The 26,106-nt window shown below is 71.3% G+C and carries 27 protein-coding genes and 1 tRNA gene; 10 read left to right on the top strand and 18 right to left on the bottom strand.

Translation table 11 applies throughout. The features are described 5' to 3' along the window. Positions 1 to 62 precede the first annotated feature (62 nt). Positions 63 to 1,184: an alginate lyase family protein gene (locus tag AB0J69_RS07220; protein WP_364113812.1), complete on the bottom strand. Its 1,122-nt coding sequence runs from the start codon at positions 1,182 to 1,184 to the stop codon at positions 63 to 65. A gap of 498 nt (positions 1,185 to 1,682) precedes the next feature. On the opposite strand from AB0J69_RS07220, the gene AB0J69_RS07215 reads away from it, so the two are divergent. Continuing rightward, complete coding sequence (locus AB0J69_RS07215) at positions 1,683 to 2,744, top strand: integrase core domain-containing protein (protein WP_364113810.1); 1,062 nt, start codon at positions 1,683 to 1,685, stop codon at positions 2,742 to 2,744. Positions 2,745 to 3,294: 550 nt separating this feature from the next. Here AB0J69_RS07215 and AB0J69_RS07210 read toward each other — a convergent pair. The 3 genes from AB0J69_RS07210 to AB0J69_RS07200 all read right to left on the bottom strand — a co-directional run bounded on the left by AB0J69_RS07210 (position 3,295) and on the right by AB0J69_RS07200 (position 6,373). After that, positions 3,295 to 3,368 (bottom strand) — tRNA-Ile (locus AB0J69_RS07210). A gap of 545 nt (positions 3,369 to 3,913) precedes the next feature. Further along, positions 3,914 to 5,356: a S1 family peptidase gene (locus AB0J69_RS07205; RefSeq protein ID WP_364113808.1), complete on the bottom strand. Its 1,443-nt coding sequence runs from the start codon at positions 5,354 to 5,356 to the stop codon at positions 3,914 to 3,916. An 84-nt stretch (positions 5,357 to 5,440) separates the two neighbouring features. Then, positions 5,441 to 6,373 (bottom strand): LysR family transcriptional regulator, encoded by a 933-nt coding sequence (locus AB0J69_RS07200; protein ID WP_364113806.1) that lies wholly within the window; start codon positions 6,371 to 6,373, stop codon positions 5,441 to 5,443. Between the two features lie 96 nt (positions 6,374 to 6,469). On the opposite strand from AB0J69_RS07200, the gene AB0J69_RS07195 reads away from it, so the two are divergent. Together AB0J69_RS07195 and AB0J69_RS07190 are read left to right on the top strand one after the other, a co-directional pair. Further along, positions 6,470 to 6,697: a DUF6158 family protein gene (locus AB0J69_RS07195; RefSeq protein ID WP_364113804.1), complete on the top strand. Its 228-nt coding sequence runs from the start codon at positions 6,470 to 6,472 to the stop codon at positions 6,695 to 6,697. Beyond that, entirely contained in the window at positions 6,694 to 6,930 is a 237-nt protein-coding gene (locus AB0J69_RS07190) for a hypothetical protein (RefSeq protein ID WP_364113803.1), read from the top strand. Before AB0J69_RS07195 ends, AB0J69_RS07190 begins: the two co-directional genes overlap by 4 nt. A 50-nt stretch (positions 6,931 to 6,980) precedes the next feature. Here AB0J69_RS07190 and AB0J69_RS07185 read toward each other — a convergent pair whose 3' ends face one another. The 4 genes from AB0J69_RS07185 to AB0J69_RS07170 form a co-directional block, all read right to left on the bottom strand. Continuing rightward, positions 6,981 to 7,691: a hypothetical protein gene (locus AB0J69_RS07185; RefSeq protein WP_364113801.1), complete on the bottom strand. Its 711-nt coding sequence runs from the start codon at positions 7,689 to 7,691 to the stop codon at positions 6,981 to 6,983. A 110-nt stretch (positions 7,692 to 7,801) separates the two neighbouring features. Beyond that, positions 7,802 to 8,959 (bottom strand): VWA-like domain-containing protein, encoded by a 1,158-nt coding sequence (locus AB0J69_RS07180; RefSeq protein WP_364113799.1) that lies wholly within the window; start codon positions 8,957 to 8,959, stop codon positions 7,802 to 7,804. Then, positions 8,956 to 10,122, bottom strand: coding sequence for a MoxR family ATPase (locus AB0J69_RS07175; protein WP_364113797.1), 1,167 nt, complete (start codon positions 10,120 to 10,122; stop codon positions 8,956 to 8,958). The genes AB0J69_RS07180 and AB0J69_RS07175 overlap by 4 nt, the downstream gene beginning before the upstream one ends. Before the next feature lie 67 nt (positions 10,123 to 10,189). After that, positions 10,190 to 11,143 carry an NADP-dependent oxidoreductase gene (locus tag AB0J69_RS07170; RefSeq protein WP_364113795.1) on the bottom strand — a complete coding sequence of 318 codons (954 nt, stop codon included), beginning with the start codon at positions 11,141 to 11,143 and terminating at the stop codon, positions 10,190 to 10,192. A gap of 58 nt (positions 11,144 to 11,201) precedes the next feature. On the opposite strand from AB0J69_RS07170, the gene AB0J69_RS07165 reads away from it, so the two are divergent. Then, entirely contained in the window at positions 11,202 to 11,612 is a 411-nt protein-coding gene (locus AB0J69_RS07165) for a helix-turn-helix domain-containing protein (RefSeq protein ID WP_364113793.1), read from the top strand. A 29-nt stretch (positions 11,613 to 11,641) separates the two neighbouring features. Here the strand turns inward: AB0J69_RS07165 and AB0J69_RS07160 are convergent, their stop codons facing one another. Beyond that, the gene (locus AB0J69_RS07160; protein WP_364113791.1) at positions 11,642 to 11,803 is read right to left on the bottom strand and encodes a hypothetical protein; all 162 of its coding nucleotides are present in this window, start codon (positions 11,801 to 11,803) and stop codon (positions 11,642 to 11,644) included. Beyond that, positions 11,800 to 13,434, bottom strand: coding sequence for a sodium:solute symporter family protein (locus tag AB0J69_RS07155; protein WP_364113789.1), 1,635 nt, complete (start codon positions 13,432 to 13,434; stop codon positions 11,800 to 11,802). The genes AB0J69_RS07160 and AB0J69_RS07155 overlap by 4 nt, the downstream gene beginning before the upstream one ends. 58 nt (positions 13,435 to 13,492) lie before the next feature. On the opposite strand from AB0J69_RS07155, the gene AB0J69_RS07150 reads away from it, so the two are divergent. Continuing rightward, positions 13,493 to 14,272, top strand: a complete 780-nt coding sequence (locus tag AB0J69_RS07150) for a putative hydro-lyase (RefSeq protein WP_364113787.1) — start codon at positions 13,493 to 13,495, stop codon at positions 14,270 to 14,272. Here AB0J69_RS07150 and AB0J69_RS07145 read toward each other — a convergent pair. Beyond that, a complete protein-coding gene (locus AB0J69_RS07145; RefSeq protein ID WP_364113785.1) occupies positions 14,235 to 16,454 on the bottom strand; it encodes an excinuclease ABC subunit UvrA in 2,220 nt (739 codons plus the stop codon). The two genes, AB0J69_RS07150 and AB0J69_RS07145, sit on opposite strands and share 38 nt — an antisense overlap. A 51-nt stretch (positions 16,455 to 16,505) precedes the next feature. On the opposite strand from AB0J69_RS07145, the gene AB0J69_RS07140 reads away from it, so the two are divergent. Further along, a complete protein-coding gene (locus AB0J69_RS07140; protein WP_364113783.1) occupies positions 16,506 to 17,117 on the top strand; it encodes a TetR/AcrR family transcriptional regulator in 612 nt (203 codons plus the stop codon). Here the strand turns inward: AB0J69_RS07140 and AB0J69_RS07135 are convergent. After that, the gene (locus AB0J69_RS07135; RefSeq protein ID WP_364113781.1) at positions 17,059 to 17,658 is read right to left on the bottom strand and encodes an ATP-binding protein; all 600 of its coding nucleotides are present in this window, start codon (positions 17,656 to 17,658) and stop codon (positions 17,059 to 17,061) included. The genes AB0J69_RS07140 and AB0J69_RS07135 overlap by 59 nt on opposite strands. A gap of 100 nt (positions 17,659 to 17,758) precedes the next feature. On the opposite strand from AB0J69_RS07135, the gene secY reads away from it, so the two are divergent. Then, positions 17,759 to 19,042, top strand: a complete 1,284-nt coding sequence (gene secY, locus AB0J69_RS07130; RefSeq protein ID WP_364113779.1) for a preprotein translocase subunit SecY — start codon at positions 17,759 to 17,761, stop codon at positions 19,040 to 19,042. 13 nt (positions 19,043 to 19,055) lie between these two features. Here secY and AB0J69_RS07125 read toward each other — a convergent pair whose 3' ends face one another. The 4 genes from AB0J69_RS07125 to AB0J69_RS07110 form a co-directional block, all read right to left on the bottom strand. Beyond that, positions 19,056 to 19,706, bottom strand: coding sequence for a response regulator transcription factor (locus AB0J69_RS07125; protein ID WP_364113877.1), 651 nt, complete (start codon positions 19,704 to 19,706; stop codon positions 19,056 to 19,058). 161 nt (positions 19,707 to 19,867) lie between these two features. After that, on the bottom strand, positions 19,868 to 21,130 hold the full coding sequence (locus tag AB0J69_RS07120; protein WP_364113875.1) for a sensor histidine kinase: 1,263 nt from the start codon (positions 21,128 to 21,130) through the stop codon (positions 19,868 to 19,870). Positions 21,131 to 21,173: 43 nt separating this feature from the next. Further along, positions 21,174 to 21,563, bottom strand: a complete 390-nt coding sequence (locus AB0J69_RS07115; RefSeq protein ID WP_364113777.1) for a PPOX class F420-dependent oxidoreductase — start codon at positions 21,561 to 21,563, stop codon at positions 21,174 to 21,176. Positions 21,564 to 21,621: 58 nt separating this feature from the next. After that, positions 21,622 to 22,530 carry an aryldialkylphosphatase gene (locus AB0J69_RS07110; RefSeq protein WP_364113775.1) on the bottom strand — a complete coding sequence of 303 codons (909 nt, stop codon included), beginning with the start codon at positions 22,528 to 22,530 and terminating at the stop codon, positions 21,622 to 21,624. A gap of 149 nt (positions 22,531 to 22,679) precedes the next feature. Here AB0J69_RS07110 and AB0J69_RS07105 point away from each other — a divergent pair, with 149 nt between their 5' ends. Together AB0J69_RS07105 and AB0J69_RS07100 are read left to right on the top strand one after the other, a co-directional pair. After that, positions 22,680 to 23,135 carry a TIGR02611 family protein gene (locus AB0J69_RS07105; protein WP_364113774.1) on the top strand — a complete coding sequence of 152 codons (456 nt, stop codon included), beginning with the start codon at positions 22,680 to 22,682 and terminating at the stop codon, positions 23,133 to 23,135. Positions 23,136 to 23,212: 77 nt separating this feature from the next. Continuing rightward, entirely contained in the window at positions 23,213 to 24,160 is a 948-nt protein-coding gene (locus AB0J69_RS07100) for a hypothetical protein (RefSeq protein ID WP_364113772.1), read from the top strand. Here AB0J69_RS07100 and AB0J69_RS07095 read toward each other — a convergent pair. Next, positions 24,155 to 24,475, bottom strand: coding sequence for a co-chaperone GroES (locus AB0J69_RS07095; protein ID WP_364113770.1), 321 nt, complete (start codon positions 24,473 to 24,475; stop codon positions 24,155 to 24,157). The genes AB0J69_RS07100 and AB0J69_RS07095 overlap by 6 nt on opposite strands. A gap of 85 nt (positions 24,476 to 24,560) precedes the next feature. Here AB0J69_RS07095 and AB0J69_RS07090 point away from each other — a divergent pair, with 85 nt between their 5' ends. Then, the gene (locus tag AB0J69_RS07090) at positions 24,561 to 25,145 is read left to right on the top strand and encodes a DUF1349 domain-containing protein (RefSeq protein ID WP_364113768.1); all 585 of its coding nucleotides are present in this window, start codon (positions 24,561 to 24,563) and stop codon (positions 25,143 to 25,145) included. A 15-nt stretch (positions 25,146 to 25,160) separates the two neighbouring features. On the opposite strand, the gene AB0J69_RS07085 is transcribed toward AB0J69_RS07090, so the two are convergent. Next, the gene (locus AB0J69_RS07085) at positions 25,161 to 26,084 is read right to left on the bottom strand and encodes an endonuclease/exonuclease/phosphatase family protein (RefSeq protein ID WP_364113766.1); all 924 of its coding nucleotides are present in this window, start codon (positions 26,082 to 26,084) and stop codon (positions 25,161 to 25,163) included. Positions 26,085 to 26,106: the final 22 nt, after the last annotated feature.

The raw sequence follows: 26,106 nt of genomic DNA, 5'->3' as shown, positions 1-26,106 counted from the left end.
GAGAAGATGTCGGCCACGCCGTCGGAGTTGAAGTCCGGCGTGGCCGATCCACTCATCGCGGCTTAGCGCGGGTTATTTGCGTGGGTGAGGGTCTCCCAGGCCAGGAAGCGCGAGGCACCGACCGGGCGCTTCTGCATCACCCACTTCTCGGCATGGGGCATGTCGTATCCGAAACGCTGGTGCAGCGCGTTGTAGCCGACTTCGAGGTTCGGCCCGAGGCCGGGGGTGACCTTTCCGCCGCACAGCCACGATGGCACCGTCGCGCCCAGTTGCAGGCGAGCGTGGAAGTTCATCGCGAATCGCAGCCGGTGCTTGGCCTCGGCGTACAGGTCCACGCCCTGGTGGCGGGCCGTCTCCGCGACGTGGGAGATGGCCGCGATGCCCCATCCGGTGTGCCCGAAGTCGCGGCAGGTTTCCTGGGTAAGGCCGTTCACGAACGTGGTCTGCCCGTGCCAGTAGTCGATGATCTCGGCTTTGGTGTCGTGCTTGCTGTTCGGCGGCGCCTTGGGGTATGAGCCATCCGTCTTGAGGTAGATGTAGGCAGGCAGCCGGCCGCGCCAGGTCGTGATCGCTCGGTCGAATGAGGCGCGGTCGTCCAGGTGCACGGCGATGCCGATGGCGGCATCGGTCATGATCAGTTCCCAGTTGCCTTGATTGTTGGGCTTCCCGGCGATCACGGTCGGGAGGTACACGGTGCGCAGCTTGTCGGCGAACCGGCCGGCCTGGGTCCAGCCGGTGTAGGTGTGCTTGATGAGTTCGGCGGCGCGGGAGAAGTTGGCGCCCGCAAAGCCAATCTGTAGCGGCGCGTTGCTCCCGGTGTGTTCGGTGATCACGGCTGACCAGGCGTCCATGATCTGGATCGCCTTCTTGGCGTAACGGGAGTCCTTGGTGAGGTACCACCGCAGGGCGTGCGTGTAGGCCGCATTGGCGTCCTCACGCTCGTCCGAGCAGCCGTGGTCGGGGTTCCCATACATGCCGCACTCCACGACGGCGCGGGGCTTGGCCGCGTAGGACAGCGAGGCGTACGAACTCTTTTGCAGGGCGTTCCAGGCAGACTTCCACGGTTCGTTGCCGAGGTTGGCTCTGACGAAGTCGAGCTGAGCGCGGCTGACCAGGACGCCGGGATGCTTGAATGCGGCCGCCTGCGCGGGCTGCGGGGCGGATAAGGCGGCGGCCACGAGCATGGTGGCGGCGAGAGGGCGAGCGAGACGCACGGGTTTCCTTCCAGACGCGGACGTCTATTCCGCCAGCCGCCGACTCAGCTGTCAACATTTTCGCGCCGTGGACATCGGCCGCCATACCGCCGCATACCGTACCCACGGTTGGACACCCCGCCGGGCAATCGTGGAGGCCTAACGTGCTCCGCCGACAGCGACGGTGACGGTGACGAAAACGATGCGGTGATCCGAGCAGGATCCCGCGGGGCAGTTCTCGGTGGCTGCTATCCCCGTGCCGGTTGTGGCGATGCTGAGCGGAGGGAGGCCTCATGTAGGGGCCGGCGATCCGGTCCTGGCGCACGAAGATCATGTCGATCTTCGCCCGGTGCTGAACGGGGTCACACGGCGGGGCCGGTGACGGTGTCCCCGTTGCTGTCTATTCACCTGTACCGCTTCTTAACTCATCGCGTGGTGCTTGATCTGGGGCTTTGAGCCCCAGCCGCCGTGCGGGCAAGATCGCGGTCTGTGTCGGTTCGTCTGCTGTATCTGACCTTGATTGGGGTGTTCGGTTGGCTGGTGCTGCTGGGACGTGGTCAGGCGTCCAAGGATGTCGAGATGATGGTGCTCCGCCATGAGGTGGCGGTGTTGAAGCGTCAGGTCGTCCGGCCGAAGCCGGACTGGGCCGATCGGGCGCTCTTGGCGGCGTTGGCCCGCTTCGTACCGAAAGTGCTGCGAGCTCATCGACTGGTCACCCCGGGCACCCTGTTGGCCTGGCATCGCCGGCTGATCAAACGCTCCTGGACTTTCCCCCACCGCCCTGGCCGTCCCGGAGCAACCAAGGAGGTCCAAGAGCTGATCCTCCGGCTGGCACGGGAGAACCCGGAGTGGGGGTATCGGCGGGTACACGGCGAACTGGTCAGCCTCGGCGTGCAGGTCAGTGAGGCGACCGTGCGACGAATCCTGCGTTCACGCCGACACCGGTCGGCGCCACGAAACTTCGACACCTCTTGGCGGACGTCCCTACGGCTGCAGGCGAAAGGGCTGCTGGCCTGCGACTTCTTCCACGTTGACACGATCCTTTTGAGACGCCTGTACGTGTTGTTCGTGATGGAGGTGGAAACACGACGCGTTCACATCCTGGGTGCCACCGCCCATTCCACCGGCGCCTGGACCGCCCAGCAGGCCCGCAACTTGCTCATGAACGTCGGGCACAGGGCAAGCTCGTTCCGATTCCTCATCCGTGATCGGGATACCAAGTTCACCGCCGTCTTCGACGAGATCTTCACCAGCCTGGGCGTCACGGTGATGAAGACGCCGCCGCGTACACCTCGAGCCAACTGCTACGCCGAACGCTGGATCCGCACCGTCCGAGCCCAATGCACCGACCGCCTGCTGATCTACGACGAACGCCACCTGCGATCAGCCCTGAGCGAGTACGCCCGGCACTACAACAACCATCGCCCACACCAGTCCCGCCAACAACGCCCACCCGATCAAGACGAGTACGTCGTGGTGCCGCTGGAAGGCCGGATACGGCGCCGAAAGGTGCTCAGCGGAGCCATCAACGAGTACCGTCGGGCCTCCTGACAGACCCGAAGAAACACCAGCTCAGACCATGTCTACAAGTTTTGGAGCAGTACAGGAGAACTCCACCTCGCTGGAGCCGCATCCTTCGCCGGCCGCGAGTGGACCGACGATGGCAGCCTGCGCGAGGAACGCGCCCTCAAGCACCGCGCCAACGGCGAGACGCGCACCGTACCCTGCCCGCCCGCCCTCACCCGGATACTCCGCGCCCACCTCGCGGAGTTCGGCACCGGCCCTGGAGACCGGCTGTTCACCGGTGTGCACGGCGGCTCAACGCCGGCGTACCGGCCCCACAGGTAGCCGAATGGGCAGGTCACAGCGTAGAAGTCCTGCTCAGGATCTACGCCAAGTGCATCGTCGGCCAGGACGCGGTCGCGAGACAGCGCATCGACCAAGCACTGAGGGACGACCAGCGCGACTCGTGATCGTGGGGAGGCATTGGGGAGAGCCACCCGCGAACGATCGGTACCAGCCGTAGACAGCCGGATATGGCAGACCCCCGTCTCCGCGCGGAAGCGCAGATCAGGCGGGAGTTTTGGCTGTTCCGGAGAAGTAGGGCGGGTGGGACTTGAACCCACGACCCACGGATTATGAGTCCGATGCTCTGACCGGCTGAGCTACCGCCCCTGGATTGAGTTGTACGGCGCACGGCAAGGCGACGAGAGGATCTTGTCGAGGCTCCGTGCAAGCTAAGGCTAGAGCATCGGATCCGGTCGTGGTGCCCGGCTGAACGGGAGACAGGTCTCCGCCGACATCATTCCATGCCGAGCCCCGTGGGTGGAGCCCAAGTCGATCTTAATCTCGAAGGGGCCGGGAGCCGGCAGGAAAATGGGGTGTGGTGGGGGGAGGGCCCGGTTAGGGTTTGGGGGATTGGTCGGGTTTGGTGGCGGCACGGGTCGAAGCGGGTCGGTTATCCATCTTCCCATGGGGTGGTCGCGGGTTCGAGTCCCGCTGCGGCTTCGGCTGTGTAGCTCAGTGGCAGAGCACCGAGTGCCGGTTCGCGGTCCCATATCCGTGCCGCCTCCAGAGCCGACCGGCGAGGAAGGGGAGGCGGGCGTTTCGCGCCCGCCTCCAGAGCCGGCCCGGACCGGCCCGGACCGGCCCGGGCCGGCCCGGGCCGGACCGGGCCGAATCGAGCCGGGCCGAATCGAGCCGGGCCGAGCTGAGGCGGGTTATGGACGGTTCAGGCCCAGCGTGTACGAGCCGGAGCCGCTGTACGCGTGCACGCGATACCGGTAATACCCGGACGTACCGCTGTAGCTGATCGTCTCGTCAGGGTTCGGGCTGTCGCCCCTGGCCACCACGGACCAGGTCGAGCCGTTCCACTTCTGCAGGTAGACGTCGAAGTCCACGCCGCTGGGCCCGTCGAGGCAGGCCGCGTGGGTGCCCGAGACCGTCGCCTGGTAGTAGGAGCCGTTCGGCTGGTACGCGCTCTGATTCGAGCTCAGCGACCCACTGTACGTCTCCTCGTACCCCTGGCATCCCGGCGGCGGCGGGTCCGTGCCGCCGGCCGTCACCAGCGTCAGGCCGCCCGTCGAGAGGATCTCGCCGATGGGCTGGAAGTACGTGGTGCCGCCCACCGAGCAGTTGCCCGAGCCGCCCGACGTCATGCCCTGGGCCTGGTCGCCCGAGATGAACGAGCCGCCCGAGTCCCCGCCTTCGGCGCACACCGTGGTACGCGTCAGGCCCGACACCGTGCCCTCCGGGTAGTTGACGGTGGAGTTGAGCGCGGTGACCGTGCCGCAGTGCCACTGGGTGGTGGAGCCCGAGCGGCAGATCGAGCCCTGGGGCTGGGTGACGGCCGAGCCGCGTACGGGGAGGATGCCGGCGCTGTAGCCGTTCACCACGCCGGGGGCGGTCCAGTTGGAGTTCGTGGCCACCCAGGCGTAGTCGTTCCCGGGGAAGGACGAGATCTGGAACGTGCCCTGCGCCACCCGGTTGAAGCCGGTCGTGGTGACGCCGTTGGAGCCGCAGTGGCCGGCGGTGGTGAAGCCGAGCTGGGTGCCGCGCCTGGCCGCGAAGCCGACCGAGCAGCGGTAGCCCTCAGAGGTGTAGTAGGCGTCCCCGCCCCGGATGTCGTAGAACAACCGCGGGCGTTCGGCCGACTGCTCGAACTTCACGGCGGCGGCGTCCATGCCGCTGGCGGCCACCCAGGAGCGGGCGGCCTGCTCGTCGCTGGTCAGGACGACGACGGAGTTGTCGCGGGGTGAGACGGCCCAGCTGTGTACGGAGCCCGGCGGCGCTGTCCGGTCCAGACCCTCCTTGACCGCGGTGAGCTGGGCGAACGAGCGAGGTACGATGGCGGCCCGGGCGCCGGCGCGGGTGATCTCGGCCGTGTCCGCGGCGTCGACGCTGGCCACGACCAGCGCGCTCTCGGCGCCCTCATACCAGATTCCGGCATAGCGGTCGCCGAGCCTCTTGCTCAGACCGGGTGCGGCGGCGTTGCCGCGGGCCTCGTTCGCCAGGCGGTTGAGCGCCTGCTCCTTCGTGATGCCGAGGTCGCGCTGCACGGCGTCGACCACGCCGGACGGCGGTTTCGCGGTGGCGACGGCAGGGGTTGCCGTCATGACTAACGCGCCGATCGCGATCGCGATCAGCGCCGGGGTCCGGAGCATGATTGTCTCCTCGTTGCTGGGGGTGCCGTCACGGTAACGGCGGGCCCGGAAGCGGAGGAGTACTACTTTGCCCCTATCACCGTGTTATGGAGCGGTGCCGTAACCCGGGTTTCGTACCAGCCAGTCGTAATAGACGGGACTGCGGCGTACCGCGTCCATGTGGGCCTGCTTCGCCTGCGCCACCACCCAGGACGCCTCGGGCGCGGTGGGATGCCGGCCGAGGAGTTGCCGCCAGCGCAGTGGCGCGCCGACCAGCGGCACCATGGTCAGGCCCTGGGCGGCCTGGTGGGTGGCCTGGCAGAGCACGACGGCCCGGCCGACCTGCGCGAGGTGGGCACAGGTCGGTACGTCGGTCTCGTAGATCGTGCCAGGCGTGAAACCCGCCCGCGCGCACGCCATCGCGAAGCAGTCCGCGAAGCAGCCGTCGCCCGGCGTCACCGCCCACTGCTCCCCGGCCAGGTCGGCCAGCGCCACCTCCTTCTCCTTGGCGACGGGATGTTCCTCCGCGACCAGGCAGAAGACGGGGTCGTTGCTGATCGTCTCCCACAGGAGCGTGCCGGTGGGGGTGCCGGAGTCGCCGCAGGCGCCGGTCAGCACGTAGTCGAGGCGGCCGAGCTCGACCATGCTGTTCAGCTCGTGCGTCGACCAGGACGTGTACGTGCTGACCGTCCGCTCCGCGGCGAGCCGGTCGACCAGGCCGCCGAGTATCGGCCCGTTGGTGGCGCCGATGCGGAAGCCGGGGGAGGGGGCGTGAGCGAAACGTACGGCTTCGTCCTGCAGCTCTTTGGCTGCGGGGAGAAGCACCCGTGCCCGGGCGAGCACGAGCTCGCCGAGGCGGGTGGGCCGGGCGCCGTGACGGTCACGCTCGAAGAGGGCGCCGCCGAGCACCCTCTCGATGCGCTTGAGCTGTGCGGTCAGGGCCGGTTGTGCCAGCCCGAGCAGGGACGCGGCCTTGCTCACACTTCCCGCGTCCGCGACCGCGCGGACGATCCTGAGGTGCCTGAGCTCGAGGTCCATAACGGGAAGGTAAGGCGGCGATCTCTTACAAACAATGGCTAAATGTCAGGAAATGTGACAGATATTGTTTGAGAGTTCCTGGGGTAGGGGGAGCCCATGACGACGATGGGAATAGATGCTGCCCAGCTCAGCGACGATGATCTCGTACGCGAGCTGCGCCAGTTGCACCTCACCCGCAGCGATACCTTTTTCCACGGGTCGGACGACGCACTGTCCACGCACACCGCCCGTACGAGCGAGCTGGAGGCGGAGTATCTCCGCCGCAACCCGGATCGCGAGGTCGATCCCCTCCGGTTGAGGGAGGGAGCGAGGCAGCGCTCATGACCGAGGGTCACGATGTCCAGGCCCTGTCGGACGTGGACATCCACGTGTACGAGGCCGTGGCGTCCAAGGCGGTCGTGTCCGGCGGTGCCGGGCTGGCGGGCCTGGTGCGGGCTTCCGGGCTGACCGAGGAGGAGGTGCGGGCGAGCCTGGCCACGCTGGTCGAGCACGGGTACGTGGTGCCGAAGGGCGACGGGTACGGGCTGGGACCGCACACGTTCGAGGTCGAATACTGAGCCCGATTACTGGGCCCGATTACTGGGCCCGAACACCGGCCGTACGCGGGTCAGGCCGGGTCGGGGCCGAAGGCCGACAGCGCGCGGAGCACGCGTGCCCGGTCCGCCGTGACGCCTGCCGCCCGCTGGCCGGCCGCCTCCTCCGGCGTGAACCCGGCCGCGCACCAGGTCGCCACCTCCGCCATGGGGACGGCGCCCCACCAGGCGGCCATCACCTCCACCGCGGGCAGCCCGGTCCGCGCCGCCTCCGCGGCCGTGAACCCGAGTGCCCTGAACACCCTCGCGTCCCCCTGGTCCACCCGGCGCCGCGCCCACTCCTCGGCCTCGGCGCCTGGCCAGCCCGCGTCGGCGTACGCACGGGCCACGTCCGCGGGCACGCCGGCGCGCAGCAACCGGCGCAACGCCTCGGCCAGCGCGGGGTCGGGCTCGGCGGCCGGCTCCGGAGCGGCCAGCCAGGCCAGCCGGGCCAGCCAGGGGACCCGGCGCGGCCGCTCGCCGGCCAGGTGCCTGCGGGCCGCGTCATGCGGGGCGACGCCGAGCTCGTGCCAGCGCACCGCCTCCACCGGCGTCATGCCGGCCCGCTGCCAGACGATGACCGTGTCGGGGGTGGCGGCGGCGGTACGCCAGAGGCGGGCGTCGGCGGGCGCGGTCACACCGGCCGCGCGCCAGGCCGCCGCCTCCTCGGGCCCGAACCTGGCCGCCCGCCACCGCCGCACCTCTCCCTGGGTGAAGCCCTCCTCCGAACCGTCCCACCGTGCCACACCGAGCTCCTTCCCTATCTGCCCTGCCCTGGCAAGAGGACCGTTCGGGGTGCCCGGCCGGCGTGCTGCCGCGTCTGAGGTCGTCCGGTCCTGTGCGGCGGGGTGTTCCGTCATGCGGCGGCGTCCGTCGGGCGGGGCGGGAGGCGGACCGTGTTCGCCCAGGGCGGTGCCGCGTGGCGGTCGCCGAACAGGCACAGCACGACGTGGGGACGGGGGCGCCGGTCCGGCCACGGCGTGTCGCCGTCGGTCAGCACGATCAGCAGGTCGGCTCCGGTGGCGGCGGCCGCGGCGAATCCCGGCCGGAGGTCCGTGCCGCCACCCCCGACCGGCTCGATCCGGGCCGCGGCACGCACGCGCTGGGCCGGGTGGGCCTCGGTGTCGCAGCAGATCACGTCGACCTGGCGGTTCCCGGCCGCCCGCAGCACGCCGTCCAGCTCGCCGAGGGCCTGCGCCAGCTGGGTACGGGTGACGCTGCCCGAGGTGTCGACCAGGACGGCGATCCGGGGGAGCGGGCGTACCAGCGCGGGCAGGACGATCGACGGCACGGACGCCGCCCGCCTGGACGGCCGGGTGTAGCTGTAGTCCACCCGGCCCGCCGCCAGCGTCAGGCCTCTCCTGACGAGCCTGGCCAGCCTGGCCCGCCAGTCCACCTCGGGGCGCAGCGTCGCCTCGGCCCAGCGCCGCCAGCCGGCGGGGGCCGTGCCCCGGGCCTCGATCTCGGCGGCCACGGCTCTGGCCAGGAGCTCGCGCTCCAGGGCCGTCATCGCGCTCGGTCCGGTGAATGGGGGAGGGGCGCAGGGGGCCAGGTGAGGCGGGACGTCTATGAGGTCGAGCAGCTCGGCGTAGCGTTCGGCGAGCAGGCCGTCGGGCAGGCCCAGCGTCTCGGGGGAGATGGCGTCACCGGGGGTGTCTTCCAGGTCGCCTGCGAGATCGTCGTTGATCTCGGCGTCGGCGGCCTGGGCCCAGCGCAGGCGCGGCTCCGGCTCCCGGTACGGCTCCGCTCGGGTGTGGTGGTCCCTGAGCAGGTGGCCCACCTGGTGGAGCAGCCACCAGCCGAGCTCGGGCACGGGGGTGGCGGCGGTGGCCGCGGGGTTCACGTGCACGTTCCAGTGCTCGTCGGCGGGGAGTCGGGGCGGGGCGGCGTCGTGGACGAGGGGCGTCAGGGCGAAGAGCGCCGAGGCCAGGTACGGCGCCCGCGCGGCCGCCCACAACCGCGCCCCGGCGAACCGCTCGCCCGCCGCCCGTTCGTGCTCTTCCGGGCGGTTCATGGCATCAGCCCGGCGGAGCGGAGGATCGGGGCGAGGTCCAGGACGGTGGACGGCAGGGTCGCGCCGTGCGGGCGGCGGGCGGCGAGGGAACGGGCGGCGCTGGCGGCCACGTCGGGGGTGCGCCTGGCCACCCGCGCGATGAGCGCCCACGCCCGCTGCCACGAGTCCGCGCCTCCGTCGGCGGCCACGTGCGCCACCACCGACCCGAGCACGGCATGCACCCGGTCCACGCGGTCGGGCAGCGGGGCGGTGGGATCGGCGAGCAGGGTCTCGGGGTCGGGCAGGTCCAGGTCCCGGAGCCAGGACAGCAGCTCGAACCCGGCGGCCTCCCCGACGGCACCGACCACCAGCTCGGCCCGCACCCGCTCCACCTCGACCGGCCCCACACCGAAGGGGGTGCCCGTCTCGGAGGCGCCGGAGGTGGGGCCGGGCGCGGAAGCGCGGGTGGGGCCGGGCGCGGAAGCGCGGGCAGGGCCGGTGCGCAAGGCGGTGGGGGAGGTGCAGGCCAGGGCGGTGGCGGCCAGCTCCCACGTACGGGGACTCGGCCACGCCCGCCCCGCCCCCTCCGGTACGGCGAGCACCAGCTCGGGCCGTACCCGCAGAAAGGCACCCACCAGCGCCCGAGCCCGCCCGATCTCGCCGGCACCCAGCACGAGGTCGTGCGCCGACGGCGCGGCGAACCCGCCGGTGAACCCCTCGGCCACCGAGGCGGCGCTCACCTTCCAGTCCAGGTGGATCAGCCGGTTGGCCAGCGGCGCCGACAGGTCCCACCCGTCGGCCGCCTGCTCCGGCGGGTTCGCCGCCGCCACGATCCGCACCGAGGGCGGCAGCGTCAGGTCTCCGACCGTTCGCTCCAGCACCACCCGCAGCATCGCGGCCTGGACGGCGGGCGGTGCGGTGGTCAGCTCGTCCAGGAACAGGATCCCCGACCCCGCCGACGCCAGCCGTTCCGCCCATCGCGGCGGCGCGAACCAGGTCCGCCCGTCACGCAGCACCGGCAGCCCGGCGAAGTCGCTCGGCTCTCTGATCGAGCCCACCACGACCTCCACCGGCAGCCCGAGCCGCTCCCCGAGCGCCAGCACGGCCGACGTCTTCCCGGTCCCGGGCGAGCCCCAGAGGATCACCGGCAGGTTCGCCGCCACCGCGAGGGACAACGCGTCCACGAAACACACCCCCGTCAACTTTGATTGACCAAGCAAGAGTCAACGTAGGTTGACGCGAGGTGGATTGTCAAATCTCCAGCACGAGCTTGCCGACGAAGTCGCCACTTTCCATCAGCGCCTGCGCCTTGGCGGCCTCGGCCAGCGGGAAGACCCGGTCCACGTGCACGGCCAGCCTGCCGTCGGCCACCAGCTCGGCCAGCGCGGCCAGCCCCGCGTGGTCGGGCTCCACGACGAAGACGTTGTGCCGCAGCCCGGCCTCCGTGTACGCGGCCACGTCCTCGGGTGTCATCCCCGACACGCCGATGAACGCGCCCCCGGGCCGGATCAGCGGCAGCGACCTGGCCGGATAGTCCCGGCCCACGATGTCCACCACGAGATCCACCTCGGACACCGCCGACGCGAAGTCCACGCCGGTGTAGTCGATCACCTCGTCCGCACCCAGCCCCCGGACGAACTCGTGCTTGGCGCCACGGGCCGTGCCGATCACGTACGCCCCGCGCAGCTTCGCCAGCTGCACGGCCAGGTGCCCCACCCCGCCCCCGGCGGCGTGCACCAGTACCCGCTGCCCCGGCGAGACGTCGGCGATGTCGGAGAACGCCTGCCACACCGTCAGCCCCGGCATGGGCAGCGCCGCCGCCCGCACGTGATCGATCCCGGCCGGCTTGAGCGCGAACTGCCGCGGCCGGGCGACCACGTACTCGGCGTAGGCCCCGGCGTAGAGCGGGAAGTTGAGCATGCCGAACACCTCGTCGCCGGGCTTGAACCGGCCGACGTAGGCCCCGACCTGCTCGACGACGCCGGACACGTCCCAGCCGGGGGTCAGCGGGGGCGTGGTGTAGTCCGGCGGGTACGGGGTGCGCCGCAGCTTCCAGTCAGGCGGGTTGACCCCGGCGGCCTTCACCCGCACCAGCACCTCGTGCGCCTGCGGCTCCGGCCGCGGCACTTCGGTCAGTTCCAGCACCTCGGGCTCGCCGAACGAACGGTAAACGATCGCACGCATGTTCTCTGTCACGGGATCCATGCTGGTCACCCGAGGTACCTGTTGTGAAGAAGGCACCTGTTTGGTATTCAGGTACCTGATGGATACTACCTTTCCCGATCTCCGGAGCTTCGGCGGCGCCGACGCCTTCCTCCAGGCGTGCAAGCCCCGCACCGTGCTCGACATCTTCACCAACAAGTGGACCGGGCTCGTCATGGGAGCGCTGCTCGACGGGTCCAGGCGGTTCAACGAGCTGCGCAGGATGCTCGACGGCATCACCCAGAAGATGTTGTCGCAGACCCTGCGCACCCTGGAGCGCGACGGCCTGGTCACCCGCACCGTCTACCCGACGATCCCGCCCAGGGTCGACTACGAGCTCACCGACCTCGGCCGCAGCGCGATCGGCGTCCTCCAGGCCATCGGCGTCTGGGCGGGCGAGCACGCCGACCAGGTGCACGCCGCCCGGCAGGCGTACGACGAGCGGGCCAAGGAGCCGGTCAGAGCCGTCTGAACGCGTACGACGTGCGGCCGAGGAGCCGGTCAGAGCCGTCTGAACCGGGCCCACGCCACGAAGGCGCCGCCGAACACGGCCATGGCCAGGCCCGTCCACAGGTTGATCGCGCTGCCCAGGACGCCCACCACGATCAGGATCACGCCGTACAGCAGGAACAGCCCGCCGATCATCATCCGGATGTCGCTCACAGGATCACCCCGTACATCAAGGCCGCCAGGACGACCGCGCCGGTGCCGAGCAGCACGGGCGAGCGGTACCACCGCGCGTCCCCGGCCAGCGCGTCGTCCTCCAGGTTCACGGCGCTGAGCCCGTACACCAGCCCGCGCAGCTCCTCGGCTGGCTTCGGCGTGGTGAACAGCGTGACCACCACCGACACCACCACGTCCACGAAGAAGGCCAGGCCCGCGCCCCAGAAGCTGGCGTTCAGCTCGGTGCCGAAGTCCACTAGCCCCGCCTTGTACGACAGGTACGAGGCGAAGGCGGCCACCGTGCCGGCGAGCAGCCCCCAGAACCCGGCCCACGGCGTCATCCGCCGCCAGAGCAGCCCCACGATGAACGTCGCGAACAGCGGCGCGTTGAAGAACGAGAACAGCGTCTGCAGGTAGTTCATGATGTTGGAGTAGCCGGCCGCGATGAACGCCGTGCCCACTCCCAGCGCCACGCCCGCCACGGTCGCGATCCGGCCCACGCGCACGTAGTGACTGTCGTCGCGGTCCCGCGCGAGGTGCGCCTGCCAGATGTCGTTGGTGAACACCGTGTTGAACCCGCTGATGTTGGCCGCCATCCCCGCCATGAACGAGGCCAGCAGCCCGGTCACGGCGATCCCCAGCACCCCGTTCGGCAGCAGGTCGCGCATGAGCACCGGGATCGCGTAGTTGTACTCCCGCTGCTGGCCCCACCCGCTGAACAGCACGAGCGCGATCAGGCCGGGCAGCACCGTCACCAGCGGGATGAGGATCTTCGGGAACGCGGCGACGATCGGCGTCAGCCGGGCCGCGTTCGTGTTCCTGGCCGACAGGGCCCGCTGTACCTCGGCGAAGTTCGTCGTCCAGTAGCCGAACGACAGCACGAACCCCAGCCCGAACACGATCCCGATCCAGTGCGCCTGCATCGGGTTGTCACCGGTAGCCGTGTTCGCCCAGGTGTGCAGGCCGCCCTCGCCGAGGGTGCTCTGGCGTACCTTCTCGAACAGGCCGGAGAAGCCGCCCACCTTGATCAGCCCGAGCACGGTGAGCGGGATCAGGCCCGCGAGGATCACGAAGAACTGCAGGACCTCGTTGTAGATCGCCCCGGAGAGCCCGCCGAGCGTGATGTACGTCAGCACGATCACCGCCGACACCACCACCGAGACCACCAGCGGCCAGCCCAGCAGTAACTCGATGACCAGCGCCAGCGCGTAGAGGTTGACCCCGGCGATGAGGACCTGCGCGACCGCGAACGTGATCGCGTTCAGCAGCTGGGTGGCGCCGTTGAAGCGCCTGCGCAGGAACTCGGGGACGCTGCGCACCTTCGAGCGGTAGTAGAACGGCATCATCACGATGCCGAGGAACACCATCGCCGGCACCGCGCCGATCCAGTAGTAGTGCAGCGTCATCGCGCCGTACTGCACGCCCTGCGCCGCCATGCCGAGGATCTCGATCGCGCCCAGGTTCGCCGACACGAACGCCAGCCCGGTGATCCACGCCGGCAGCCCGCGCCCGGCCAGGAAGAAGTCCAGGCTGGAGCTGATCCGTTTTCGTGCGGCGAACCCGATGGCGAGCACGGTGGCGAAGTAGATCGCGATGAGGACGTAGTCGAGGAGGTTCACGTCGAGTCGCACGGCCACCCCGCTACCCCGAAGGTGGACCGGTGAACGCCGCTCACTTTACTGTCAGGGGGTGGATGTCGCCGATCTGAGTCCCGCCCAGGCGCGGGAGCGCTTCCGCGCCGGCGAGCGCAGGCCCACCGCCGGCTGGTGCCGGGGCTGGGCCCAGGCCAATCTCATCGCCGTGCCCAGCGAACTGCGGTACGAGCTGCTGCTGTTCGCCCACCGCAACCCCCAGGCGTGCCCGGTGCTCGACGTGGGGGAGCCCGGCGCCTGGTCCACCACGTTGTTCGCCGGCGACCTCCGTACGGACCTGCCCGGCTACCGCCTCTACCGCGACGGCGCGGCCGTCGCCGACGTCGCGGACGTGGTGGCGGAGTGGCGCGCGGACCTGGTGCCGTTCCTCATCGGCTGCAGCTTCACCTTCGAGCGGGCGCTGCTGGCCGCCGGGGTGCCGGTGCGGCACCTGGAGGCGGGGACGAACGTGCCGATGTACGTCACCGACGTGCCCTGCGAGGCCACCGGCCGCCTGTCGGGCCCGCTCGTCGTCTCGATGCGGCCGGTGCCCGGAGAGCTGGTGAAGACCGCCGTCGAGGTGAGCGGCCGCTACCCGATGGTGCACGGCGCGCCCGTGCACACCGGCGACCCGGCCGGGATCGGGATCGCCGACCTGGCGCGGCCCGACTACGGCGATCCCGTGGAGGTGCGGGCGGGGGAGGTGCCGCTCTTCTGGGCCTGCGGGGTGACCCCGCAGGCGGCGGTGCTGGCCAGCGGCGTCGAGTACGCGATCGGCCACCTGCCGGGGCACATGGCGATCATGGACGTCCGCGACGACCACTATCTAGTGACTTGACGAGATATTTCGCCGTGTAGGTGGATGCTTCGGTCAGCTCGGCCGGGGTGCCCTCGAACACCACCCTGCCCCCGTGCTGCCCGGCCTCCGGCCCGAGGTCGATCACCCAGTCGGCGTACTTGACCACGTCGAGGTCGTGCTCCACCACGATCACCGTGTTACCCTCGCCCACCAGCCGGTCGAGGAGCGCCAGCAACGTGTCGACGTCGGCCATGTGCAGGCCGGTGGTCGGCTCGTCGAAGACGTACACCTGGCCGTGCTCGCGCAGCCGGTGCGCCAGCTTCAGCCGCTGCCGCTCCCCGCCCGACAACGTGCTCAGCGGCTGCCCGAGCGTCAGGTAACCGAGCCCCAGCTCGCCCAGCCGGCCCACGCCCGGCAGGTCGAACACCGCCGCCGCCTCGTCCGCCGTCATCGCCAGCACGTCCGCGATAGTCCGCCCGCCCACCGTGTACGACAGCGCCTCCGCGTTGTACCGGCTGCCCCCGCACAGGTCGCACACCCGCGTCACCGGGTCCATGAACGCCAGGTCGGTCCTGATCTCGCCGCGCCCCTTGCACACCGGGCACGCCCCGGCCGAGTTGAAGCTGAACATCCCCGGCGCCACCCCGTTGGCCCCGGCGAACATCCTGCGCAGCGGGTCCATCGCGTTCAGGTACGTGGCGGGGGTCGAGCGGGCGGAGGCGGCGATGGCCGACTGGTCGATCAGGACGGTCCCGGGGTGCTGAGTCACCAGCTCCTGACGCATCAGCGTGCTCTTGCCCGACCCGGCCACCCCGGTCACGGCGGTGAGCACGCCGAGCGGCACGCGTACGGTGACGTCCTTGAGGTTGTGGGCGCTCGCGCCCGCCACGGTCAGCCACCCGGACGGCTCGCGCACGCGCTCCTTGAGCCCGGTCGTGCGCCGCAACATGCGGCCGGTCAGCGTGCCGCCCGAGGCCAGCCCGGCCACCGTGCCCTCGAACACCACGCGCCCGCCGTCGGCGCCCGCGCCCGGCCCCAGGTCGACGACGTGGTCGGCGAGCGCGATCAGGTCGCGGTCGTGCTCGACCACCAGCACCGTGTTGCCCTTGTCGCGCAGCTCCACCAGCAGGTCGCCGAGGCGGTGCACGTCGCGCGGGTGCAGGCCGACGCTGGGCTCGTCGAAGATGTAGGTCATTCCGGTCAGGCTGCTGCCCAGGTTGCGCACGGTCTTGAGCCGCTGCGCCTCGCCGCCCGACAGCGTCGGCGTCTCGCGGTCGAGGCTGAGGTAGCCCAGCCCGATGGCGTCGATCCGGCGCAGCGACTCCACGGCCGCCTCCGCGACCGGGTCGCCGAGGCGTTCGAGCACCCCGATGAGGTCGGTGACCTCCATCGCGGCGTGGTCGGCCAGGTTGCGGCCGCCGATCCTGGAGGCCAGGGCGGCGGCGTTGAGCCGGGCGCCGCCGCAGGTCCCGCAGGTGCGCTCGCGCACGTAGGGCCGGGCCTCGGCGTCCACCTGCTCGCGGGCCCGCTTGAGGTAGAGCCGGTCGAAGCGGACCACCACGCCCTCATAGGTGTTCATGTACTCGCCCCGCCTGACCTTGAACCCGCTCCCGTGCAGCAGCAGCTCCCGCTCCTGATCGGTGAACTCGCGCAGCGGCTTGTCCGGGTCGAACAGCCCCGAGGTGGCGTAGATCTGCCACGGCGCCGTGCCCACCGGGTGCAGGGCCAGCGCGCCCTGGTTGAGCGACAGGTCCGGGTCGATCAGCCGGTCGAGGTCCAGCTCGACCGTCCGGCCCAGGCCGTCGCAGCCCGGGCACATGCCCTGCGGGTCGTTGAAGCTGTAGGCCGTGGCCAGGCCCGCCGACGGCTCGCCGCGCCGCGAGAACAGCACCCGCAGCAGCGCCTGGACCTCGGTCATCGTGCCCACCGTCGAGCGGGCCCCGCCGCCGACCGGCTTCTGGTCCACGACGACGGCCGCCGTCAGGTTCGACATGCGCTCGGCCCTGGGCCGCTCATGCTTGGGCAGCCGGTTCCGGACGAACGCGCTGAAGGTCTCGTTGAGCTGCCGCTGCGACTCGACGGCGATCGTGCCGAACACGATCGACGACTTGCCGGAGCCCGACACGCCGGTGAACACCGTGAGCCGCTCCTTGGGCAGGCGCAGCGAGACGTCCTTGAGGTTGTTCTGCCGCAGTCCGGTGAGCTCGATGTCGCGAGACACGTGCCTACCTCCCATAGCTTTGGCTACTACTATTAGCTTAAGCTATCCGGCATGGCAGAAATTCCCGACCGCCGGGCCCGGCGGAGAGCCGAGACGCAGGCCGAGATCCTGCACATCGCGCTCGACGTGATGGCGGAGGAGGGGGTCGCGGGGCTGAGCCTGGCGACCGTGGCCAGGCGGCTGGGGGTGCGGCCGCCCTCGCTGTACAAGTACTTCCCGTCGCGGCACGCGGTCTACGACGCGCTGTTCAAGCTGGGGCAGGAGGGCTATCTGGCCGCCGTACGCGGGCCGGCGGAGCCGGGGCTGCGCGGGATGGGGGCCTCGCTGGAGGCCGGTGCCCGGTGGATCATGGACAACCAGGTGCTGGCGCAGCTCCTGTTCTGGCGGCCGGTGCCCGGATTCACCCCTTCGCCGGAGTCGTACGCGCCCGCCCTGGCCATCCACGAGCACTTCGCCACGCTGATCAGGGACGCCGTCGAGCGCGGCGAGCTGCATCCGGACGCCGCCGGCGAGGAGGGCCTGGCGCTGGCCGCGAGCCTGATCGCCGGGCCGATCTCCCAGCAGCTCGCCAACGAGCCCGACGCCACCTACGAGGAGGGGCGCTTCACCCGGCTCGTTCCCCGGCTGCCGGCCGTGTTCGCGGCGGTATACCCGCCGCCGTGAGCTGCCGCCCGACCGGCGCCGCGCCCCGCCGGTTGTCGACCTCCAGATACGGGACGGCCGGCGGCTCGTCCACCCGGATGTTCCTCAGGTAGTCGCCGAACGCCGCCAGCTTGCCCGCGTCCCTGGCCAGCCCCCTGGCCAGCAGCCGCTCCCGCAGCGTCGGCGCGTCGGAGCGGACCCACAGCAGGCGCACCGGCGGCCCGCCCAGCTCCGCCACCCACTCCGCCCACCGGGCCGCGTCGTGCACCTGCGTGGTGAACGGGCCGTCCAGCACGACCGGGCAGCCGTGCTCGCGGACCTGCCGGGCGATCCCGGTCAGGCCGGCGTACTCGTGCCGCTTGACGTGCTCGTCGTACCAGGGTCCCTCGCGCTCGCCGTCCGGCCGGCCGTGGGCGCGCAGCACCTCCGCCACGATGCCGCCGTACACGGTGTCCTTGTCGAGCAGGGCGGGCACGGGGGACAGGCGGCCGAGCAGCTCGGCCGCCACCGTCGACTTCCCGGCCCCCGGCGGCCCGCTGATCACCCAGACGGCAGCGCTCATACGATCAACCTACGGTGTGCCGGGATACGCAGATTCGCGTACACGGGTGCCTCGTCTGAGCGGACGACCCCGCCCCGGCCCTCGGCCAGACTCCTTGCCCATGCTGACCGTCTTGACGCGGGCGTTCCGAACCCCGGAGCTGCGCCGGAAACTCCTGTTCACCCTCGGGCTCATCGGCCTGTTCCGGCTGGGGCAGGTCATGCCCGCGCCGGGGGTGGACGTGCGGGCGGTGCGCGAGTGCGTCGGATCCGCCACGGGCGGCGTGTTCGACATGGTGCAGATGCTCAGCGGGGGCGCGATGCTGCAGCTCTCGGTGTTCGCGCTCGGCGTGATGCCCTACATCACCGCCAGCATCGTCATGCAGCTCCTGTCCGTGGTGGTGCCCCGCCTGGACGCCCTCAGGAAGGAGGGCAAGCAGGCCAAGATCACGGAGTACACCCGCTACCTGACCGTCGCCCTCGCCGTCCTGAACGCCGGCACGGTCGTCGCGCTGGCCCGCGCCGGCCTGCTGCTGCCCGGGTGCTCCCGGCCGCTGCTGCGCGACGAGGGCCTGCTCGCGGTGACGGTGATCGTGCTGACCATGGTGGCGGGGGCCTGCGCGGTCATGTGGCTGGGCGAGCTGATCACCGAGCGGGGGATCGGCAACGGGATGTCGCTGCTGATGTTCACCCAGGTCGTGGCGGTCTTCCCGGCGTACATGTCGAAGATCTTCGTGCTGAGCCCGGTGAGCTTCGTGGTGATGATCATGTCGGGGCTGTTCCTGGTGGCGGCCGTGGTGTTCGTGGAGCAGGCGCAGCGGCGGGTGCCGGTGCAGTTCGCCAAGCGGATGGTGGGGCGGCGCATGCACGGGGGTCAGAGCACCTACATCCCGATGAAGGTGAACCAGGCCGGGATCGTGCCGGTCATCTTCACCAGCTCGCTGCTGTACCTGCCGACGCTGGCGGCGCCGCTGCTGGGGGCCGAGGCGCGGGCGTGGGTGGAGCTCAACCTCACCTCGGGGACGCATCCGGTCTACATGCTCGTGTACGTGCTGCTCATCGCGGGGTTCGCCTACTTCTACGTGTCGATCACCTTCAATCCCGTGGAGGTGGCCGACGGCGTGCGCCGGTTCGGGGGGTTCGTGCCGGGGATCCGGCCCGGGCGGCCGACGGCGCAGTACCTGGCGTACGTGCTGTCCCGGCTGACCGCTCCCGGGGCGGCGTACCTGGCGGTGCTGGCGCTGCTGCCGCTGGTGGCGTTCGCGATCCTGAAGGATCCGGGGACGCAGCAGAACTTCCCGTTCGGGGGGACCAGCGTGCTGATCATGGTGGGGGTCGGGCTGGACACCGTCAAGCAGATCGAGGCCCAGCTCCAGCAGCGCAACTACGAGGGTTTCCTCAGGTAGCCGCTCGCCGGGTTCAGGCGGGGAGGGCGAGGCCCGCCCGCATGGCGAACACCACGAGCTGGGCCCGATCCCTGGCGTGCAGCTTCACCATGGCGCGGCTGACGTGGGTGCGCACGGTGTCGGGACTGATCGTCAGCTCCCTGGCGATCTCCTCGTTCGACCGCCCGGTGGCCACCCACGCCACCATCTCCCGCTCGCGGGGCGTGAGCGTCTCGATGCCCTCGACCGGCTCGGCGCCGTGCCGGCCGAACAGCCCGATCACCTTCCTGGTGATGGCGGGCGACAGCAGCGCCTCCCCGGCGGCGACCACGCGCACGGCGTTGACCAGCTCGTCGGGGGCGCTGTCCTTGAGCACGAAACCGCTGGCCCCCGCCTGGAGGGCGGCGAAGACGTACTCGTCCACGGCGAACGTCGTCACCACGACGATCTGGGTGCCGCGCAACCCGGGGTCGCCGGCGATGGCCCGCAGCGTGGCCAGGCCGTCCATGCCCGGCATGCGGATGTCGAGCAGCAGGACGTCGGGCCTGGTCCGGCGGATCAGCGCCAGCGCCGCCTGCCCGTCACCCGCCTCCCCGGTGCACTCCATCCCGGGCTCCCGCTCCAGCAGCGCCCGCAACCCCATCCGTACGACGGCCTGATCGTCGGCGATGGCCACCCTGATCACGCTTTCCGCCGGCTCGCTCGCGGCGCCGCGTACGCCCTCCGGCGGTCCGCTCGCGGAGTCGCGCACGCCTTCCGCCCGCTCGCTCGCGGCGCCGCGTACGCCCTCCGGCGGTCCGCTCGCGGTGTCGCGCACGTCGTCTGCCGGTCTGCTGCTGGGGCCGTTCACGCTTGGACCTGCGGGAACCTGGCCACCACCCGGAAGCCGCCCGCTTCGCCGGGCCCGGCGGCGAAGTGGCCGCCCGCCTCGGTCACCCTGGCCCGCATCCCGGCCAGCCCGCGCCCTTCGACCACACCCGCCCACCCGGGACCGGTCGGCTCGGTGCCGACCGGCTCGGGGTGCGTCCGGGCGGCGCCCTGGTCGGACACCTCCAGCACGAACTCCCGCGGATCCGCGACCGCACGCACGAGCGCCCTGGTCGGGCCCGCGTGCCGCAGCACGTTGGTGAGCGACTCGCGCACCACCCGGTAGACGGCACCCTGAAGGTGAGCGGGCACCACCAGGTTCGCGGGCTCGACGTCCACGGGCAGGCCCGCCGCCCGGACGCCGTCGATGAGCCCGGCCAGGTCGCCACCCGGCGGGTCGATCCCGTCGAGCGCGGCCCGCAACTGCGCGAGCGCCGTCGTGCTGGTCTCCCTGATCGCCCGCAGCGAGGCCCGCGCCTGCTCGGGGTCGTCGTCGAGCGTGACGAGCGCGATGCCGGCCTGCATGGCGATGGCGGCCAGCCCGTGCCCGGCCGCGTCATGCACCACCCCGGCGATCCTGGCCCGCTCCACCGCGACCGCGTCCACGGCGTTCGAGAGCGCACCACCGCCCCGCTGCGACCCACCGACCAGCCCGTCCGGCCCTGCGGCGTCCGGCCCTGCGGCATCCGGCCCTGCGGCATCCGGCCCTGTGGCATCCGGCCCGGTGGTGACCGGCCCGGTCGCCACCGGCGCTGTGGGGACCGGCGCCGTGGCGTGTGGAGCTGCGCTGCCGGGGGCGGCGGGCGGGGCGCCGGGCAGGCCGTTGTCGTGCGTGGGCCACGGCGTCTTGACCTGGACGGGCCGGACCGAGGGGATCCGCCAAGCCGCCCTCCCGTGCGCCACCCCGGCCACCGTGCCCTGCCGGGCGGCCCCGTGGCGGGCGGTCTTCGCCGCGCCCTGACGCGCGGACGACCCCTCGCGGACGGCCGGTGCGACCTCCCCCGGAGGGTGGTCGCGGGTGGCGGCGGCGGGGGAGTGGAGGTGTGGCGGCTCGGTGTCGGCGGCGGCCGCCGCGGCGGCCGCTCGGGCCTGGGCCAGGCCGCTGAAGGACCACGGGACGGCCAGCCATCCGGCCCACGCCAGCATCAGCACGACCGGCACGTCGCCCAGCCGGCTCAACCGCGACAGCGCGGTGAGCGGCCTGCGCGGACGCCCGGCCTTCCGCGTCTCCTCGGTCGCCATCCCCACCCGCCCAGGCTCGTGTAGCCCCGATCCTAGCGAGCTTTCACACCGTCCGGCTCTGCCGAGGCCCGTCCAGGCCCCACGAGATGATCTTGTTCGGGCTGATCCGGATGATCTCCCGGGAGAAGTACGGCAGGGGCGGTTCCGCGTCCGTCAGCGCCTCCGCCGTGCCCCGGATCTCGATGCCCCGCGCCACCCACGGGTCGACCGAGGCGAGGTCGTCCACGACGAGCGCGACCGTGCTGCCCTTCTGGACGTTCCTGAACTTCTTGGACTTGCCGAGGGCATGCCCGCCGATGACGATCGTGCCGCCCTCCGCGTCCACGAAGAAGCCCACGGGGTTGTTCTGCACCTGTCCGTCGGGCGTGACCGTGGCCAGGCGGGCGAGCCGCCGGCCGGCCAGATATTCGATTTCCGCTGGTGAAAAGACCATGCGGGTCAGTCTGCAACCTTGACATCGGTTGAGGTCAAGTCGCGGGACGGGCTCCGGGTCAGGCGAGTCCCTCGGTCAGCCAGCGCAGCGGGTTGTCGTGCGTGACCAGGCGGATCACGTCCTCGCCGGTGCCCGCCTCGCTCAGGCGCGGCAGCAGCTCGTCGAACAGGTGGGCGTACCCCGGCCCCTCGTACCTGCGCACCTGCGCCACCCGGCTCAGTCCCGTGCTGATCAGCAGGCGGTCGGCGTGGCCGTCCTCGACGAGGCCGAGTGCGATCCTGGACACCTGGTCCGGGCCGAGGCCGAGCAGGCCCAGGCTCACGTACGCGCCCGCCTCGGCGATCTTCCTGGCCGCGCCCAGGTCGGTGCCCGCGTAGCCGACGGCCACCCGCGAGGCCGGCAGGTTCTGGCCGAGCAGGATCTCCAGCAGCGCCAGGGCGTTCCTGCCGTGCGTGGCGACGGGCAGGCGCGAGCGCAGGGAGGCGCGCGCGGCGGCGACCAGGCAGCGCTCCTCGCCCGCCGTGGGCTCGGCGCCCCAGCTCCCGACCTCGCCGATCACGCCGGGGAACACCCCCGTGCCGTCCACGCCGCTGACGATCTCCTCCATCAGCCGGGCGGTGAGCGCGTCCACGCCCTCGTCGCCCACGTTCGTGAACGGCTCGGCGAACAGGCCGGTCGAGGCGATCACCGGTACGCGGCTGCCGGCCGCGATGCGGGCCAGGGCGGCGGCGTCACGTCCCATCCCCATGCACGTCAGGTCGACCACCAGGCCGAGCCGGCCGGACTGGCGCAGCTCCCGGAGCTCGCCGGTGACGGTGGTCTCCTCGTCGAGCCAGCGGTAGGGGTCGGAGTCGATGCCGACCGCCCAGCGCATGTCGGTACGCAGGTGCTCATGGGGAAGGACGGCACCCTCGACGGCGGCCGCGCGTACAGGGCCGGTGACGGTGCGGAGCAAAACCTCGGGCATACCAGACATTAACCGACGTTTGCCGGAAAGGTCCTGATCAGACAGGAAATTTTACTCAATATGGCGTTTGGTGATTTGCTACCCGACTGCAAGTGGGCACAGCGGCGGGAGCCGTATCCTGGGTGGCACACCGACTGCCGGGGGGAATTGTGGCGATTCAGAACTCCGACACCGGCGATGCCGACGTGATCAAGGACGAGGCCGCCGGGCACTCCGGCATGCCTGAGCGCCGCACCGGCATCCAGGGCTGGCTGGACGGGGTCCGGTCCACCCGCACCGGTGCGCTCACGCTGAAGATCGTGATCGGCGTCATCGGGACCGTCATGGTGGCGGGCGGACTGGTCATGGTGCCGTTCCCGGGGCCGGGGTGGCTGGTCGTGTTCGCCGGGCTGGCGGTGCTGGCCACGGAGTTCCACTGGGCGCACAAGACGCTGGAGTTCGGCAAGCAGACGCTGCACGCCTGGACGGAGTGGTACAAGCGGCAGGGCTGGACCGTCCGCATCATCGTGCTCGTCGTGACGGTGGCCGTCGCCGGGGTGATCGTCTACTTCGGCCTGCGCACGCTCGGCATCGATGTGATCGAGATCGCGCAGCGCTTCGTCTGACGGCCCCTTCGGGGCCCATCCAGACCCGGTCGTTATCGCGCCCGGAATCTCGGGGACCGCCCGCCTATCCTGCGGGCGTGATCGCTCACATCGCCGTCGCGCTGTCCCTGACCGTCGCCGCGCCCCTTCCCGCGCAAGCGCCCCTCCCCGTAGGGGCGGATCTGGTGCTGCCGGGCACCGGTAGCGTGAAATATCGCGAAAAAGCGGGCGATCCGGTACGCCTCGCCTCCTACGGCCTCGGCACCAGGCGCACCTACCTCAGAGCCGCCACCGGCAACGCCTTCGCCTGGGAGAAAACCCTGTCGGAGGTGTCCGTCTCGCCGGGCAACCGCCTGACGGCAGGCGTGCCCGCCGCGTACCGGTCCGGCTACGACACCCTGCTCGTCACCGACCGCACCACTGGCCGCACCTCCGCCGTCCGCACGGTGAAGAGGCCGATGACCGCCTCCTACGCCTCGTGGTCCCGCGACGCCAAGCGCGTCGCGCTCACCGTCGAGCGCAAGGTGGGCGGCAAGTGGCGGGTGCTCGGCTTCACGGTCGTGGACGTGACCGCCAAGACCGCCCGCACGGTGCGGGTCTCGGGCCTGAGCGCGGACGCGGGCTTCTGGTGGAGCCCCGACGGCAACCTCGTCACCAGGCACGGCACCGGCCTGCGCGTCCACCGGCCCTCCGACGGCGCGGTCGTGCGCACGTACGCGGGCGCCGGCCTGCCGACGGGCCCGGAAGATCCCTTCTCCCCGTCGGGCAAGAGGCTGGCCACCTGGTGCCCGTCGCGCTTCAAGGAGCAGCTCTGCCTGGTCGACCACGCCACGGGCAGGATCGCCCAGCGGGTGAGCGCGCGGCCGGAGGCGTTGTTCGGCTGGTGGGACGACAGCCACCTGGTCGCCGTCATGGCCCACCGGGGCGCCTACCGCCTGTCGGTTCTCGACCTGCGGGGCAAGGTCACGCGCGTGCTCGCCGACCTGCCCGCCGGAACGTGGGCCAAGGACCTGTGGCTCTCCTTCAGCCGGGTGACACCGTCATAGGTAGAGGCCGGTGCCGTGGTCGGTCTCCTGCGTGGCCACCGCGTGCAGGTCGCGCTCGCGCATCACCAGATAGACCTTGGCGTGCACCTCCACCTCGAACTGGTCCTCGGGGTTGAACAGCACCTTGTCGCCCACCTTGACCGAGCGCACGTTCGTGCCGACGCCGCAGACCTCGCCCCAGGAGAGCCGGTTGGCCATCTTGACCGTCGCGGGGATGACGATCCCGGAGCCGCTGCGCCGCTCCTCGGCCTCCTGCTCCAACCTGATCATGACCCGGTCGTGCAGCATCTGTATCTCGAACTTGGGCTCTACCACAGGCCCAAGTTTACGAGCAGGCGAACGCGCAGGTCTCCAGGACGGCGACGCGGGCCGCTTACACCTGTCCCGCGATCGTGGCAGGATGGCCGTCATGATCATGGCCTTCGGCGAGACCGGCTGGGAATGGCTGAACGTACCGCGCGAATGGGCCGCCGACGACGGCCTGAGCCTGTTCTGCGACCCCGGCACGGATCTGTGGCGCGAGACCCACTACGGCTACTCCTACGACACGGCCCACCTGTTCGGCCGCACGGTCCCCGGCGACGCCCGCCTGACGGTCACCTTCTCCGGCGACTACGCCGAGCAGTACGACCAGGCGGGCGCCGTGCTGAGGATCGGCCAGGACGACTGGATCAAGGCCGGAGTCGAGTACGTCGACGGCGGCTTCCACCTCAGCACGGTCGTGACCAGGGGGTTCTCGGACTGGTCGGTGCTCCCGCTGGGCCGCTCGGCGCGGCGGGTGACGTTCGGCCTGGAGCGGGCGGGCGACGCGGTGACCGTGCGCTACGGCCTCGACGACGACCCGCCCGAGACCATGCTCCGCCTGGCCTACTTCCCGCCGGGGCGGCCCGCGCTGGCCGGTGCCATGGCGGCCGCGCCCGTCGGCAAGGGGTTCGCCGTCCGCTTCAGCGACATACAGATCAGCGAGGCGCCCAGGGAATCCTGAGCCGGGCGAAGCGGGTCAGGGGAGCCTGAGCCGGGCGAAGACCGGGCGGTGGTCGGTGCGCGCCAGCGCCGCCACCTCGAAGCCGAGCACCGCCATCCGCGAGTCCGCCAGCACGTGGTCGATCGTCACGCCGGGCGAGTGCGTCCACGGCGAGCCCTGCGGCCAGGTCGCCCGGAACCCGAGCCCCATCACGTCGGCCGCGTCCCGGTATCCGGAGTCCAGCAGGTCCCGCATCGGGAGGTGGTCGAGCGTGGCGTTGAAGTCGCCCGCCAGCACCCGCAGCGCGTCGCCGCCGGCACGGGGCAGCGCGTCCAGCCCGCCCTGCCAGCACGGTTGCCGCCCGGTGCGCTTGGGCGCGCACGGATGCACCGACACGATCTCGATCCGGGCCCCGTCCGGATGCGTCAGCCAGGCCCTGGCCTGCCCGAATGAGCCCAGCTTGATCAGCCCGCCGTCCTTGAGCGGGTGCCGCGCGTACACGGCGGACCCGCCCACACCGGGCAGCGGCCGGGTCACGGCGTGCGCCAGCGTGCGGCGCAGCCCCGCCTCCTCCAGCCGCCGCATGGAGTCCGGGGTGAGCTCCTGCAGCGTCAGCACGTCCGGCTTCAGCCTGGTGACCAGCGCCATCAGCTGGTCGGTGGCCGCCTGTCCGACCATCAGGTTGGCCGCGAGCACCCGCAACTCCGGCCCCTTCGCGTCGGGGTTGCCGTCGGTGAGCGCGCGGGGCAGCACGGCCGGCACCATCGCCAGCACCGACACCAGCGCGACCGTGCCCGCCGCCCACCGCCGCAGCGCGCAGGCCAGCACCAGCCCGAGCCCGGCCGCGCACACCGCGTACGGCGTGTACGCCACCAACGGCACCCACGGCCAGTCCGGCTCGAACCCGCTCAGCCGCACCACCGCCCACAAGGCGAAGGGCACCACCACGATCCAGCTCATCCATGTACGCACGCCCCTGTAT

The organism is Nonomuraea sp. NPDC049709 (assembly GCF_040674815.1).
Lineage (GTDB): Bacteria > Actinomycetota > Actinomycetes > Streptosporangiales > Streptosporangiaceae > Nonomuraea.
Note: the sequence above shows the minus strand (reverse complement) of the source record. Positions and strands in the feature narration are given on the sequence as shown.

Excerpts from the sequence above, each read along its gene's own strand:
- AB0J69_RS07220 (WP_364113812.1), bottom strand. The coding sequence starts at position 1,184 with ATGCTCGTGGCCGCCGCCTTATCCGCCCCGCAGCCCGCGCAGGCGGCC.
- AB0J69_RS07140 (WP_364113783.1), top strand. The coding sequence starts at position 16,506 with ATGGCAGAAATTCCCGACCGCCGGGCCCGGCGGAGAGCCGAGACGCAG.
- AB0J69_RS07190 (WP_364113803.1), top strand. The coding sequence starts at position 6,694 with ATGACCGAGGGTCACGATGTCCAGGCCCTGTCGGACGTGGACATCCAC.
- AB0J69_RS07115 (WP_364113777.1), bottom strand. The coding sequence starts at position 21,563 with ATGGTCTTTTCACCAGCGGAAATCGAATATCTGGCCGGCCGGCGGCTC.
- AB0J69_RS07165 (WP_364113793.1), top strand. The coding sequence starts at position 11,202 with ATGGATACTACCTTTCCCGATCTCCGGAGCTTCGGCGGCGCCGACGCC.
- AB0J69_RS07090 (WP_364113768.1), top strand. The coding sequence starts at position 24,561 with ATGGCCGTCATGATCATGGCCTTCGGCGAGACCGGCTGGGAATGGCTG.
- AB0J69_RS07085 (WP_364113766.1), bottom strand. The coding sequence starts at position 26,084 with ATGAGCTGGATCGTGGTGGTGCCCTTCGCCTTGTGGGCGGTGGTGCGG.
- AB0J69_RS07120 (WP_364113875.1), bottom strand. The coding sequence starts at position 21,130 with ATGGCGACCGAGGAGACGCGGAAGGCCGGGCGTCCGCGCAGGCCGCTC.
- AB0J69_RS07170 (WP_364113795.1), bottom strand. The coding sequence starts at position 11,143 with ATGGATCCCGTGACAGAGAACATGCGTGCGATCGTTTACCGTTCGTTC.
- secY (WP_364113779.1), top strand. The coding sequence starts at position 17,759 with ATGCTGACCGTCTTGACGCGGGCGTTCCGAACCCCGGAGCTGCGCCGG.
- AB0J69_RS07180 (WP_364113799.1), bottom strand. The coding sequence starts at position 8,959 with ATGAACCGCCCGGAAGAGCACGAACGGGCGGCGGGCGAGCGGTTCGCC.
- AB0J69_RS07135 (WP_364113781.1), bottom strand. The coding sequence starts at position 17,658 with ATGAGCGCTGCCGTCTGGGTGATCAGCGGGCCGCCGGGGGCCGGGAAG.
- AB0J69_RS07205 (WP_364113808.1), bottom strand. The coding sequence starts at position 5,356 with ATGCTCCGGACCCCGGCGCTGATCGCGATCGCGATCGGCGCGTTAGTC.
- AB0J69_RS07195 (WP_364113804.1), top strand. The coding sequence starts at position 6,470 with ATGACGACGATGGGAATAGATGCTGCCCAGCTCAGCGACGATGATCTC.
- AB0J69_RS07110 (WP_364113775.1), bottom strand. The coding sequence starts at position 22,530 with ATGCCCGAGGTTTTGCTCCGCACCGTCACCGGCCCTGTACGCGCGGCC.
- AB0J69_RS07200 (WP_364113806.1), bottom strand. The coding sequence starts at position 6,373 with ATGGACCTCGAGCTCAGGCACCTCAGGATCGTCCGCGCGGTCGCGGAC.